This window comes from Pseudomonas sp. ADAK13 (genome assembly GCF_012935715.1).
GTDB lineage: Bacteria > Pseudomonadota > Gammaproteobacteria > Pseudomonadales > Pseudomonadaceae > Aquipseudomonas.
This window is the reverse complement of record NZ_CP052860.1, coordinates 2,692,456-2,705,561: the sequence shown is the minus strand read 5'-3', so window position 1 is coordinate 2,705,561 and position 13,106 is coordinate 2,692,456. Positions and strand designations below refer to the sequence as shown.

Genomic DNA, 13,106 nt, shown 5'->3' with positions numbered 1-13,106 from the left:
TCAGCCGGCCAGCACCTTGTTCAGGGTGGCGATCAGGGTTTCTTCGTCCACGGGCTTGGTCAGGTAGTCCTTGGCGCCCTGGCGCTCGCCCCAGATCTTGTCGGTTTCCTGGTCCTTGGTGGTGATGATGATCACCGGGATGTGCCCGGTGTCAGGGTCCTTGGTCAACTGGCGGGTGGCCTGGAAACCATTGAGCCCGGGCATGACGATGTCCATCAGGACCGCGTCGGGCTTTTCCTGGCGGGCCAGCGCAACGCCGTCGCCGCCGTTCTGGGCCTTGAGGACAGTGTGACCGTGCTTTTCGAGCATTTCGGTCAGTTTGTACATTTCAGTCGGCGAATCGTCGACGATCAGAACACGTGCCATGGTTTTCCCCACTTCTTTAGTAGACGCAAGCCCTCGTGGGGCCCCCGTCAGTGTGCTTGTTCTACTGCGGCGAAGCCCGGCACATAGGCCTTGATCGCGCTCAGCAGTTCTTCCTTGCTGAAAGGCTTGGTCAAAAACTGATCAGAACCGACGATACGCCCCTTGGCCTTGTCGAACAGACCATCCTTGGACGACAGCATGATCACCGGGGTCGACTTGAACGCCGGGTTGTTCTTCACCAGCGCGCAGGTCTGATAGCCATCCAGGCGCGGCATCATGATGTCGACAAAGATAATGTGCGGGTGGTGGTCAACAATCTTGGCCAGGGCATCGAAACCGTCGATGGCCGTGATGACGTCGCACCCTACGTTCTTCAACAGTGTTTCGGCCGTGCGGCGAATCGTTTTCGAATCGTCGATCACCATCACTTTCAAGGCGTTGGAATGCTGTTCCATATCTGCTCTACCATCGCCACAGCGAATAGGTTTTCGGTGTGTACTGCCTGATGTTGCACAGGATGAGCGCCAGAAGCCTTGGAATTCAAGGGCTGATACGCCATGGCAGCCTTTTTAGCACAGTCTCAGAACGCAATCTATCGGCCGACCCGCGCGGTGGTTTTTCCTTGACCCACAACAGCCGCAGCGCCACTCTGACGCCACTTTTATGCGCCCTTATTTGCTAGAGGAAATCCCCCATGAGCGTTCGCGTCGGCATTGTCATGGACCCTATCGCCAGCATCTCCTATAAAAAGGATAGCTCGCTGGCCATGCTGCTGGCCGCCCAGGCCCGCGGCTGGAGCCTGTTCTATATGGAACAGCCGGACCTTTACCAGGGTGACGGTGAAGCGCGGGCACGGATGCGCCCCCTGCAGGTGTTTGCCAACCCCGAGAAGTGGTTCGAACTGCAAGACGAAATCGACAGCCCCCTGAGCGACCTCGACGTGATCCTGATGCGCAAGGATCCGCCATTCGACATGGAGTTCGTCTACTCCACCTACCTGCTGGAGCAGGCCGAGCGCGCGGGCGTGCTGATCGTCAACAAGCCCCAGAGCCTGCGCGACTGCAATGAAAAGCTGTTCGCCACGCTGTTCCCGCAGTGCACGCCGCCGACCGTGGTCAGCCGCCGCGCCGACGTGCTGCGTGAATTCGCCGCCAAGCACGGTGACGTGATCCTCAAGCCGCTGGACGGCATGGGCGGCACCTCGATCTTCCGCCACCGCGCCGGCGACCCGAACCTGTCGGTGATCCTCGAAACCCTGACCGCGCTGGGCACCCAGCAGATCATGGGCCAGGCCTACATTCCGGCGATCAAGGACGGCGACAAACGTATCCTGATGATCGATGGCGAGCCGGTGCCTTACTGCCTGGCGCGTATTCCGGCCGCCGGCGAGACCCGCGGCAACCTGGCGGCCGGTGGCCGTGGTGAAGCCCGACCGCTGACAGACAAGGATCGCTGGATTGCAGCCCAAGTCGGCCCAACCCTGCGCGAAAAAGGCCTGCTATTTGTAGGACTTGACGTTATCGGCGAGAACCTCACCGAAATCAACGTCACCAGCCCGACCTGTATTCGCGAGATCGACAATGCATTTGGCACGAACATCGGCGAAATGCTGATGGCGGCGATTGCCTCCAAGCTACAAGCCAAGTGACATAGAACAGCCGGACACAAACCAACATTGCGCTATCATGCCCCACCTGTGAAATGCGCGATGTTGGTTTTCTTGTCATGACGCTCCCGTCCGATCTGCCCCCCGAACTCTCCCACAGCGGCGTGCGCCCGGCTGATCGGCTCGGATTTACCCTGTTTCTGGCGGCGTTGATTCACCTGGCATTGATCCTCGGCCTGGGCTTCACCTTTGCCGAACCCAAGCAGATCACCAAGACCCTGGAAATCACCCTCGCCACCTTCAAAAGCGAAAAGAAGCCCGAAAAGGCTGACTTTCTCGCCCAGGACAACCAGCAAGGCAGCGGCACCCTCGACAAGAAGGCCGTGCCCAAGACCACCGAAGTGGCACCGTTCCAGGACAACAAGGTCAATAAGGTCACGCCACCGCCGACACCCAAGCCGGAGGTGAAACAGGCTGCACCCAAGGCCGCCGTCACCACCGTTGCGCCCAAACCGCAAAAAGCCCCGACCCAGCGCGAAAAGGCCAAGACCGAACCCGCGCCGACTACGCCGGCCCCGACGTTTGACAGCTCGCAACTCTCCAGTGAAATCTCCAGCCTGGAAGCCGAACTGGCCCACGAACAACAGCTGTACGCCAAGCGCCCGCGCATCTACCGCCTGAATGCCGCCTCCACCATGCGCGACAAAGGCGCCTGGTATAAGGACGAGTGGCGCAAGAAGGTCGAGCGCATCGGCAACCTGAACTACCCGGACGAAGCCCGCCGCCAGCAGATCTACGGTAATTTGCGACTGCTGGTGTCGATCAACCGCGATGGCACCTTGTACGAAGTGCAGGTGCTGGAGTCTTCCGGCCAGCCGCTGCTGGACCAGGCGGCGCAACGCATCGTGCGCCTGGCGGCGCCTTTTGCGCCGTTTACCGGGGACTTGAACGACATCGACCGCCTGGAAATCATTCGCACCTGGCGCTTTGCCAAGGGTGATCGGCTTTCCAGTAATTGAGTGCGTCACTGATTTCCTGCACATCCTCAGCTTGTCAGTTCGCCCCTCCAACGCCACACTAGCGGACATGAAAAATGTCAGCCCGACCTACCTCAAGCACCAATTCCTGATCGCCATGCCCCATATGGCCGACCCGAACTTTGCGCAGACCTTGACCTACATCGTCGAGCACACCGCCAATGGTGCGATGGGGCTGGTGGTCAACCGCCCGCAAGACCTGAACCTGGCCGATATCCTCGAGCAACTGCGCCCGGACATCGACCCGCCCGCCAGTTGCCAGCACGTACCGATCTACATCGGCGGGCCGGTGCAGACGGACCGGGGTTTTGTGCTGCACCCCACCGGGCCGAAATTCCAGGCGACCGTGGACCTTGAAGGGTTGTCCCTGTCCACGTCCCAGGACGTGTTGTTCGCCATTGCGGACGGCATCGGGCCTGATCAAAGTGTGATCACCCTGGGTTACGCCGGTTGGGAAGCCGGGCAACTGGAGGCGGAGCTGGCGAGCAATGCCTGGCTGACCTGCCCGTTTGACGCCGACATCCTGTTCAACACCCCCAGCGAACTGCGCCTGGAAGCCGCCGCGGCCAAGCTGCGGATCAACCTCAGCCTGCTGACCAGCCAGGCGGGGCACGCCTGATGGCCTTGCGTCTGATCCTCGGTTTTGACTACGGCACCAAACAGATTGGCGTCGCTGTCGGCCAGGTCATCACCGGCCAGGCCCGCGAGCTGTGCACCCTGAAAGCCCAAAACGGCGTGCCCGACTGGAACCAGGTCGAAGCCCTGATCAAGGAATGGAAGCCCGACGCCGTAGTCGTCGGCCTGCCCTTGAACATGGACGGCACCCCGAGCGAGATGTGCCTGCGGGCCGAAAAATTCGCCCGCCGCCTGAATGGCCGCTACAACCTGCCCTTCTATACCCACGACGAACGCCTGACCACGTTCGAAGCCAAGGGCGAGCGCCGCGACCGTGGCGGGCAGAAAGGCAGCTACCGCGACAACCCGGTGGATGCCATCGCCGCGGCCTTGCTGTTGCAGGGCTGGCTGGATGAAAACACCGCTTTATTTGAATCCTGACTGACGCGGCTTGCCGCGTCTTCTTACGTTTGAGCCCGGACCTTGCCTGCGCGAGGCCTAGAAGGAGCACCCATGAGCCTGCCCAATCCCGCCGATCTGATCAGCCAGATGGCGATCCGCCTCAAGGCGCACCTGGAACACCGTGCCATCAGCGAACCGCGCTTTATCGGCATTCGCACCGGTGGCGTGTGGGTGGCCCAGGCGCTGCTGGAAGAACTGGGCAGCAACTCGCCCCTCGGCACCCTGGACGTGTCCTTCTACCGCGACGACTTCAGCCAGAACGGCCTGCACCCGCAAGTGCGCCCTTCGGCCCTGCCGTTCGAGATTGAAGGCCAGCACCTGGTGCTGATCGATGACGTACTGATGAGCGGTCGCACCATCCGCGCCGCCATGAACGAACTGTTCGACTACGGCCGCCCGGCCAGCGTGACCCTGGTCTGCCTGCTGGACCTGGACGCCGGCGAATTGCCGATCAGCCCGGATGTGGTCGGCGCCACACTGTCCCTCGAAGCCCACCAGCGGGTAAAATTGTCCGGTCCCACGCCGCTCGAACTCGAACTGCAAGACCTTGCCCTTTAAACCGCCTTGTAAAGAGTCCCCGCGATGACGCCTCTAGATGCCAAGCGCCCGCTGCAGCTCAATGCTCAGGGCCAGCTGCAACACTTCCTGTCCCTCGACGGCTTGCCCCGCGAACTGCTCACCGAAATCCTCGACACGGCCGACTCGTTCCTCGAAGTCGGCGGCCGGGCGGTGAAAAAAGTCCCGTTGTTGCGCGGCAAGACCATCTGCAACGTGTTCTTCGAGAACTCGACCCGCACCCGCACCACCTTTGAGCTGGCGGCCCAGCGCCTGTCGGCTGACGTGATCACACTGAACGTGTCCACCTCGTCGGCGAGCAAGGGCGAAACCCTGCTCGACACCCTGCGCAACCTGGAAGCCATGGCCGCCGACATGTTCGTGGTGCGCCACGGCGACTCCGGCGCCGCGCACTTCATCGCCGAACACGTGTGCCCGAACGTGGCAATCATCAACGGTGGCGACGGCCGCCACGCCCACCCGACCCAGGGCATGCTCGACATGCTGACGATTCGTCGGCACAAGGGCAGCTTTGAAAACCTCTCGGTGGCCATCGTCGGCGACATCCTGCACTCGCGGGTTGCACGCTCGAACATGCTGGCCCTGAAAGCCCTGGGTTGCCCGGACATCCGCGTGATCGCGCCAAAAACCCTGCTGCCGATCGGCATCGAGCAATACGGCGTGAAGGTCTACACCGACATGGCCGAGGGCCTGAAGGATGTGGACGTGGTGATCATGCTGCGCCTGCAACGCGAGCGCATGGCCGGCGGCCTGCTGCCGAGCGAGGGCGAATTCTATCGCCTGTTCGGCCTGACCACCGCACGCCTGGCCGGCGCCAAGCCGGATGCCATCGTGATGCACCCGGGGCCGATCAACCGTGGCGTGGAGATTGAGTCGGCGGTGGCCGACGGCCCGCAGTCGGTGATTCTCAACCAGGTGACCTACGGCATCGCCATCCGCATGGCCGTGCTGTCCATGGCCATGAGCGGGCAAACCGCGCAACGTCAATTCGAGCAGGAGAACGCCCAGTGAAGCTCAGCATTCTCGGCGCCCGAGTCATCGATCCGGCCAGCGGCCTGGATCAAGTCACCGATCTGCACCTGGAAGCCGGCAAGATCATTGCCATCGGCACCGCACCCGCAGGCTTCAGCGCCAGCGAAACCATTAACGCCAAAGGCCTGATCGCCGCGCCCGGCCTGGTAGACCTGAACGTCGCCCTGCGCGAGCCGGGTTACAGCCGCAAGGGCAACATCACCAGCGAAACCCGCGCCGCCGCGGCCGGTGGCGTCACCAGCCTGTGCTGCCCGCCCCACACCAAACCGGTGCTGGACACCTCGGCCGTGACCGAGCTGATCCTGGACCGCGCCCGCGAAGCCGGTAACTGCAAAGTGTTCCCCATCGGCGCCCTGAGCAAAGGCCTGGACGGCGAACAGCTGGCCGAGCTGATCGCCTTGCGCGACGCCGGCTGCGTGGCCTTTGGCAACGGCCTGGAGAGCTTTCGCAGCACCCGTACCCTGTGCCGTGCGCTGGAATACGCAGCGACCTTCGACCTGACGGTGATTTTCCACTCCCAGGACCGTGACCTGGCCGAAGGTGGCCTGGCCCACGAAGGCGCTACGGCGAGCTTCCTCGGCCTGCCGGGCATCCCGGAAACCGCTGAAACCGTGGCCCTGGCCCGGGACCTGCTGCTGGTGGAGCAAAGCGGCGTACGCGCGCACTTCAGCCAGCTGACCAGCGCTCGTGGCGTGGCCCTGATCGCTCAGGCGCAAGCCCGCGGTTTGCCGGTGACGGCGGATGTGGCGCTGTATCAGCTGATTTTGACGGATGAGGCACTGATCGACTTCTCCAGTCTGTATCACGTGCAGCCGCCCCTGCGTACCCGCGCTGACCGTGACGGTTTGCGCGCGGCGGTGAAGTCCGGGGTGGTTTCGGCGATTTCCAGCCATCACCAGCCTCACGAGCGGGATGCCAAGCTGGCGCCGTTCGGTGCGACAGAGCCGGGCATCAGCAGTGTCGAGCTGTTGCTGCCGCTGGCGATGACGCTGGTGGAGGATGGCTTGCTGGACCTGCCGACCCTGCTGGCACGCCTCAGTGCGGGCCCTGCCGAGGCGCTGCGCCTGCCGGCGGGCAAGCTGGCGGTGGGTTCGGCGGCGGACCTGGTGCTGTTTGATCCGGCCAGCTCCACGATTGCCGGGGAACACTGGCTGTCCAAGGGCGAGAACTGCCCGTTCATCGGCCATAGCCTGCCGGCGACTGTGCGGTACACGCTGGTGGATGGGCGGATCAGCTACCAGGCTTAAACCCGATCCAAAGTGGGCACGGTAAATGTGGGAGCTGGCTTGCCTGCGATAGCATCACCTCGGTACATCAGATACACCGAGGTGCCCGCATCGCAGGCAAGCCAGCTCCTACACTTGACCGCGCCCACATTGGTTTAGAGTGCTTAACGACCGCCGTTACGCTCGGCATTGCGGATCGAAATCTGCGTATTCAACGTCCAGAAGTCGTACAGCACGCCAATCAGGAACAAACCACCCGTCAGCAGGTAAATGATCCCGCTGATCCATTTGCCCTGATACATGCGGTGCAACCCGAACACACCCAGGAACGCCAACAGGATCCAGGCCACGTTGTACTCAATGGGCCCGGCGGTGAATCGCAGGTCCGCTTCCCGGTCCATCGCCGGAATCAGGAACAAGTCGATCAGCCAACCAATCCCGAGTAACCCGAAGGTGAAAAACCAGATCGTTCCGGTCACTGGCTTGCCGTAATAAAAGCGGTGAGCACCGGTAAAACCGAAAATCCAAAGCAGGTAACCGATCACCTTGCTGTGGGTGTCTTGTTGCGAAACATCCTGTCGATAGGTGTTCATGGAGTACCCCTTTTGCCTCGATAGATAAATATTTCTGGTTTCTTTGTGACTTTTTTACGGGCGCCCGACATGCGGCAAATGGTATCTTCGCTTCCCTCAAAGCCTTATACCGCCTGACTTGTGTAGGACAATCGCGGCAATTCGTCACGGTTTTCCTGAATTTGACCCCAGGGTTCAGTCGACAAACGGCCTTAGAACGACACAAAAAGCTGTTATAAAGTTGCGCGCAAACCAAAAAGAGCCACGCCTAATGCGACCATTTTTCAAGACATGGCTAACCATTTGCCTATTAATGCCACTGGCCGCCCACGCCACCAATCGTGAGCAACGTCTTCCAGAAGTTAACGGTTTCACCCCTAAAGTTCACGCTGCCACCAGCTCCGCCAAATCGGTAAAGCTGACCGTGAAGCGCCCGACTCAACTGAGCAAGGCCCACGGTAAAACAGCTCCAGGGCTGATGGCCGTCAACACCAAACAAAGCAGCAACGTCCTCAGCCGCGCCGTTAACGTGCTCGGTACCCCTTATCGTTGGGGCGGCAGCAGCCCAAGTAAAGGGTTCGACTGCAGTGGTTTGGTGAAATATGCGTTTAACGACGTAAAAGCCGTGGATTTACCGCGCACTTCCAACGCCATGGCCGCTGGCCATGGGCTGAAGGTTGAGCGCAAGGATTTGAAACCGGGTGACCTGCTGTTCTTCAAACTGAAGAGCCGCCAGGTGAACCACGTTGCCATCTACCTGGGCAACGACCGTTTCATCCACGCACCGCGTCGTGGCAAGTCCGTGAGCATCGATACGCTGAAGAAGCCGTTCTGGGACAAGAACTACGTGATTGCCAAGCGTGTCCTGCCTAAAGAACAGAACAATCTGCGGATTGTGCAGCGCTGATCTGAGGCTGATGTGGGAGCTGGCTTGCTGTGGTGAGCGGGCTTGTGTGGGAGCTTGCTTGCCTGCGATAGCATCACCGCGGTGTGACTGATACACCGGGGTGCCTGCATCGCGGGCAAGCCCGGCTCCCACATAAGCCAGTCCTGCATTAAATGTTCATCGTCCAAGCGATCTCAAATATCCCCAGGCACCCTCGCCTTCTCCCGGGCATGTTCCCGGCTGATCAGCCCTTGGCTGACCAATGCCTTCAAGCTCATGTCCAGCGTCGTCATCCCCAGCGCCCCGCCGGTCTGGATCGCCGAGTACATCTGCGCCACCTTGTCCTCGCGGATCAGGTTCCGAATCGCCGGCGTGCCGAGCATGATTTCGTGCGCCGCCACCCGCCCGCCGCCGACTTTCTTCACCAGCACCTGGGACACCACCGCCTGCAATGACTCCGAGAGCATCGAGCGGACCATGGCCTTTTCACCGGCCGGAAATACATCCACCACCCGATCCACGGTTTTTGCCGCCGACGTTGTGTGCAACGTGCCAAACACCAGATGCCCGGTTTCTGCCGCTGTCAGCGCCAGGCGGATAGTTTCGAGGTCCCGCAACTCCCCCACCAGAATCACATCCGGGTCTTCCCGCAATGCCGAACGCAGGGCGGCCGAGAAACTGTGAGTGTCGCGATGCACCTGCCGTTGGTTGATCAGGGCGTTTTTCGGTTGATGGATAAACTCGATCGGGTCTTCAAGGGTGAGGATGTGCTGGCGGCGATGGATGTTGAGGTAATCAATCATCGCCGCCAGGGTCGTGGACTTGCCGGAACCGGTCGGCCCGGTGACCAATACCAGTCCTCGGGGCAGGTCCGCGATGCGCCTGAACACCTCGCCCAACCCCAGGCCCTCCAGGCTCTGCACCGTCGACGGGATGGTACGAAACACCGCGCCCATGCCCCGGTGTTGCTGGAACACATTCACCCGAAACCGCGCCACCTCGGGCAACTCGAAGGCAAAATCCGTTTCAAGAGATGTTTCGAAATCCTTTTGCTGGTGATTGTTGAGTAAAGGGCTGAGTAAATCCGCCACTTGCGCAGGCTCGAGCACCGGCCAATCGAGGGGCCAGACTTCGCCATCCACTCGCAACATCGGCACCAGCCCGGCCGACAGATGCAGGTCCGAGGCCCGCAGGCGCACGCCGGCGGCCAGCAGTTCAGTGATATCCATAGGGCTTTCCATTTCCAGTAGAATGCCGCGGACTCCATATCCACGGGCGCAACTTGAATGTCGACCATAGCAGACAACATCAGCCTGGTTTCCGAGCGGATCCGGGCAGCGGCCGAGGCCTCGCAGCGCGATGCCAGCAGCGTGCACCTGCTGGCCGTGAGCAAGACCAAACCGGCACACGCCGTGCGCGAAGCCCATGCCGCCGGGATGCGGGACTTTGGCGAGAATTATCTGCAGGAAGCCTTGGGCAAACAGGCCGAATTAACCGACCTGCCCTTGAGTTGGCACTTCATCGGCCCCATTCAATCGAACAAGACTCGTGCGATCGCCGAGAACTTCGCCTGGGTGCATTCCGTGGACCGCCTGAAAATCGCACAACGCCTGTCCGAGCAACGCCCGGCTGACCTGCCACCGCTGAATATCTGCATCCAGGTCAATGTCAGTGGCGAAGCCAGCAAGTCCGGCTGTACACCCGCCGACCTGCCCGCCCTGGCCGAAGCCATCAGCGCCCTGCCGCGCCTGAAGCTGCGCGGTTTGATGGCGATCCCCGAGCCGACCGACGACCGTGCCGAGCAGGACGCCGCCTTCGCCACCGTGCGAGACCTGCAGGCGAGCCTGAACCTGCCGCTCGACACACTTTCCATGGGCATGAGCCATGACCTTGAGTCGGCCATCGCCCAAGGGGCCACCTGGGTGCGGATCGGTACCGCCCTGTTTGGTGCCCGCGACTACGGCCAGCCGTGAAATGGCTGACATCCATCTGAGTAAGGACCTGTCATGAGCAACACGCGTATTGCCTTTATCGGCGCCGGTAACATGGCGGCCAGCCTGATCGGCGGCCTGCGGGCCAAGGGCCTGGAAGCACAACAGATTCGCGCCAGCGACCCGGGCGCCGACACCCGTGCCCGCGTCAGCGCCGAGCACGGTATCGAAACCTTCGCCGACAACGCACAAGCGATTGAAGGCGTTGATGTGGTGGTGCTGGCGGTCAAGCCACAAGCCATGAAAGCCGTGTGCGAAAGCCTGCGCCCCAGCCTCAAGCCCCATCAACTGGTGGTGTCCATCGCCGCCGGCATCACCTGCGCCAGCATGAATAACTGGCTCGGTGCCCAGCCGATCGTGCGCTGCATGCCCAACACCCCGGCGCTGCTGCGCAAGGGCGTGAGCGGTCTGTACGCCACCCGCGAAGTGACCGCTGCCCAGCGCGATCAGGCACAAGAGCTGTTGTCCGCCGTGGGTATCGCGCTGTGGCTGGAGCAAGAGCAGCAACTGGATGCGGTCACCGCCGTGTCCGGCAGCGGCCCGGCCTACTTCTTCCTGCTGATCGAAGCCATGACCGCCGCCGGCGTGAAGCTGGGCTTGCCCCACGAAATCGCTGAGCAACTGGCCGAGCAAACCGCCCTCGGCGCCGCGAACATGGCGGTCGGCAGCGATGTGGATGCCGCCGAGTTGCGTCGACGCGTGACCTCGCCGGGTGGCACCACGCAGGCTGCCATCGAATCATTCCAGGCCGGGGGCTTTGAAGCCCTGGTGGAAAAAGCACTGGGTGCCGCAGCACATCGTTCGGCCGAAATGGCCGAGCAGCTGGGCAAATAGTCGTCCCCCACATAGGAATCAAACATGCTCGGAATCAATGACGCTGCCATTTTCATCATCCAGACCCTGGGCAGCCTGTACCTGCTGATCGTGCTGATGCGTTTTATCCTGCAACTGGTGCGGGCGAACTTCTACAACCCGCTGTGCCAATTCGTGGTGAAGGCCACGCAGCCGCTGCTCAAGCCATTGCGCCGGGTGATCCCGAGCCTGTTCGGCCTGGACATGTCGTCACTGGTATTGGCGCTGCTGCTGCAGATCCTGCTGTTCGCGGTGATCCTGCTGCTCAATGGCTATCAGGCCACCACGCTGCTGTTGCTGCCGTGGGCCTTGATCGGGATTTTCTCGCTGTTCTTGAAGATCATTTTCTGGTCGATGATCATCAGCGTGATTCTGTCCTGGGTTGCCCCGGGCAGCCGCAGCCCTGGCGCCGAGCTGGTGGCCCAGATCACCGAGCCGGTGCTGGCGCCGTTCCGTCGCCTGGTGCCTAACCTGGGTGGCCTGGATATCTCGCCGATCTTCGCGTTTATCGCGATTCAGTTGCTGCAAAGCTGGGTGATTCCACGCTTGGCGTTCTACGCATTCATGCCCAAAGAACTGTTCGGTCTGATCTGATAGCTGGATGGCAAGGGAGCTTGCTCCCTTGCCCCAAAAAACCCTAAAAACACCTGCCGCTGGCCTTTGCTTGCCGCTGGGTGCAGCGGTCTTTAGACTTACGCCTCATTTAAACGAGAGCAGGGTCGATGCCAGCTGCCTTCCCCCCCGATTCTGTTGGACTGGTCGTGCCCCAAGTGGCGCACTTCAGCGAACCGCTGGCCCTGGCCTGCGGCCGTTCGCTACCCGCCTACGACCTGATCTATGAAACCTACGGCCAACTGAACGCCACGGGCAGCAATGCCGTGCTGATCTGCCACGCCCTGTCCGGCCATCACCACGCTGCGGGCTTCCACAGCGTCGACGAGCGCAAGCCCGGCTGGTGGGACAGCTGCATCGGCCCCGGCAAGCCCATCGACACCAACAAGTTCTTTGTGGTCAGCCTGAACAACCTTGGCGGCTGCAACGGCTCCACAGGCCCCAGCAGCCTCAACCCGGAAACCGGCAAGCCGTTTGGCGCCGATTTCCCGGTGCTGACCGTGGAAGACTGGGTGCACAGTCAGGCGCGCCTGGCCGACGTACTGGGCATCGCCCAATGGGCCGCCGTGATCGGCGGCAGCCTGGGGGGCATGCAGGCCCTGCAATGGACCATCACTTACCCGGACCGCGTGCGCCATTGCCTGGCAATCGCCTCGGCCCCAAAATTGTCGGCGCAGAACATCGCTTTCAACGAAGTGGCGCGCCAGGCGATCCTCACTGACCCCGAGTTCCACGGCGGTTCGTTCCAGGAAGCGGGCGTGATCCCCAAGCGCGGGCTGATGCTCGCGCGGATGGTCGGCCACATCACCTACCTGTCGGATGACTCCATGGGCGAGAAATTCGGCCGTGGGCTCAAGAGCGAAAAGCTCAACTACGACTTCCACAGCGTCGAGTTCCAGGTCGAGAGCTACCTGCGTTATCAGGGCGAGGAGTTTTCCGGACGTTTCGACGCCAACACCTACCTGCTGATGACCAAGGCCCTGGACTACTTCGACCCGGCGGCGAACTTTGACGATGACCTGGCGAAAACCTTCGAAAACGCCACATCGAAGTTCTGCGTGATGTCGTTCACCACCGACTGGCGCTTCTCGCCGGCCCGCTCGCGGGAACTGGTGGATGCCCTGATGGCGGCCAAGAAAGACGTCTGCTACCTGGAGATCGATGCACCGCAGGGCCACGATGCCTTCCTGATCCCGATCCCACGCTACCTGCAGGCCTTTCGCAACTACATGAACCGAATAGCGCTTATATGAATTGCTTACGCTTTGGGAGA

The 13,106-nt window shown here is 61.6% G+C and carries 16 protein-coding genes; 12 read left to right on the top strand and 4 right to left on the bottom strand.

Features of this window, described 5'->3' with window-relative positions; all coding sequences use genetic code 11:
- Together pilH and pilG are read right to left on the bottom strand one after the other, a co-directional pair.
- A complete protein-coding gene (gene pilH / locus HKK54_RS12580; RefSeq protein WP_010167668.1) occupies nt 1-366 on the bottom strand; it encodes a twitching motility response regulator PilH in 366 nt (121 codons plus the stop codon).
- Nucleotides 367-413: 47 nt separating this feature from the next.
- Nucleotides 414-821: a twitching motility response regulator PilG gene (pilG, locus tag HKK54_RS12575; RefSeq protein WP_010167670.1), complete on the bottom strand. Its 408-nt coding sequence runs from the start codon at nt 819-821 to the stop codon at nt 414-416.
- Nucleotides 822-1,060: 239 nt separating this feature from the next.
- Between pilG and gshB the strand changes: the two genes are divergently transcribed.
- From gshB to HKK54_RS12540, 7 genes are all read left to right on the top strand, one after another.
- Nucleotides 1,061-2,014, top strand: coding sequence for a glutathione synthase (gshB, locus tag HKK54_RS12570; protein ID WP_010167673.1), 954 nt, complete (start codon nt 1,061-1,063; stop codon nt 2,012-2,014).
- Between the two features lie 77 nt (nt 2,015-2,091).
- Entirely contained in the window at nt 2,092-2,991 is a 900-nt protein-coding gene (locus tag HKK54_RS12565) for an energy transducer TonB (protein WP_010167674.1), read from the top strand.
- 67 nt (nt 2,992-3,058) lie between these two features.
- Nucleotides 3,059-3,628 carry a YqgE/AlgH family protein gene (locus HKK54_RS12560; RefSeq protein WP_010167675.1) on the top strand — a complete coding sequence of 190 codons (570 nt, stop codon included), beginning with the start codon at nt 3,059-3,061 and terminating at the stop codon, nt 3,626-3,628.
- Entirely contained in the window at nt 3,628-4,065 is a 438-nt protein-coding gene (gene ruvX / locus HKK54_RS12555; RefSeq protein ID WP_003213744.1) for a Holliday junction resolvase RuvX, read from the top strand. Before HKK54_RS12560 ends, ruvX begins: the two co-directional genes overlap by 1 nt.
- Nucleotides 4,066-4,137: 72 nt before the next feature.
- A complete protein-coding gene (gene pyrR, locus HKK54_RS12550; protein ID WP_010167678.1) occupies nt 4,138-4,644 on the top strand; it encodes a bifunctional pyr operon transcriptional regulator/uracil phosphoribosyltransferase PyrR in 507 nt (168 codons plus the stop codon).
- Nucleotides 4,645-4,668: 24 nt separating this feature from the next.
- Nucleotides 4,669-5,673, top strand: a complete 1,005-nt coding sequence (locus HKK54_RS12545; RefSeq protein WP_010167680.1) for an aspartate carbamoyltransferase catalytic subunit — start codon at nt 4,669-4,671, stop codon at nt 5,671-5,673.
- Nucleotides 5,670-6,941, top strand: coding sequence for a dihydroorotase (locus HKK54_RS12540; protein ID WP_010167682.1), 1,272 nt, complete (start codon nt 5,670-5,672; stop codon nt 6,939-6,941). The genes HKK54_RS12545 and HKK54_RS12540 overlap by 4 nt, the downstream gene beginning before the upstream one ends.
- Before the next feature lie 143 nt (nt 6,942-7,084).
- Here the strand turns inward: HKK54_RS12540 and HKK54_RS12535 are convergent, their stop codons facing one another.
- Nucleotides 7,085-7,513 (bottom strand): NINE protein, encoded by a 429-nt coding sequence (locus HKK54_RS12535; RefSeq protein WP_010167684.1) that lies wholly within the window; start codon nt 7,511-7,513, stop codon nt 7,085-7,087.
- Nucleotides 7,514-7,763: 250 nt separating this feature from the next.
- On the opposite strand from HKK54_RS12535, the gene HKK54_RS12530 reads away from it, so the two are divergent.
- Nucleotides 7,764-8,399 carry a C40 family peptidase gene (locus tag HKK54_RS12530; protein ID WP_032881810.1) on the top strand — a complete coding sequence of 212 codons (636 nt, stop codon included), beginning with the start codon at nt 7,764-7,766 and terminating at the stop codon, nt 8,397-8,399.
- A 173-nt stretch (nt 8,400-8,572) separates the two neighbouring features.
- Here HKK54_RS12530 and HKK54_RS12525 read toward each other — a convergent pair whose 3' ends face one another.
- On the bottom strand, nt 8,573-9,607 hold the full coding sequence (locus HKK54_RS12525) for a type IV pilus twitching motility protein PilT (protein WP_010167688.1): 1,035 nt from the start codon (nt 9,605-9,607) through the stop codon (nt 8,573-8,575).
- 57 nt (nt 9,608-9,664) lie between these two features.
- Here HKK54_RS12525 and HKK54_RS12520 point away from each other — a divergent pair, with 57 nt between their 5' ends.
- The 4 genes from HKK54_RS12520 (at nt 9,665) to metX (ending at nt 13,086) form a co-directional block, all read left to right on the top strand.
- Nucleotides 9,665-10,351, top strand: coding sequence for a YggS family pyridoxal phosphate-dependent enzyme (locus HKK54_RS12520; RefSeq protein ID WP_010167690.1), 687 nt, complete (start codon nt 9,665-9,667; stop codon nt 10,349-10,351).
- A 33-nt stretch (nt 10,352-10,384) separates the two neighbouring features.
- On the top strand, nt 10,385-11,203 hold the full coding sequence (proC, locus tag HKK54_RS12515; protein ID WP_010167692.1) for a pyrroline-5-carboxylate reductase: 819 nt from the start codon (nt 10,385-10,387) through the stop codon (nt 11,201-11,203).
- Nucleotides 11,204-11,227: 24 nt separating this feature from the next.
- On the top strand, nt 11,228-11,815 hold the full coding sequence (locus HKK54_RS12510) for a YggT family protein (RefSeq protein WP_003213764.1): 588 nt from the start codon (nt 11,228-11,230) through the stop codon (nt 11,813-11,815).
- A gap of 128 nt (nt 11,816-11,943) precedes the next feature.
- The gene (gene metX / locus HKK54_RS12505) at nt 11,944-13,086 is read left to right on the top strand and encodes a homoserine O-succinyltransferase MetX (RefSeq protein WP_010167696.1); all 1,143 of its coding nucleotides are present in this window, start codon (nt 11,944-11,946) and stop codon (nt 13,084-13,086) included.
- Nucleotides 13,087-13,106: the final 20 nt, after the last annotated feature.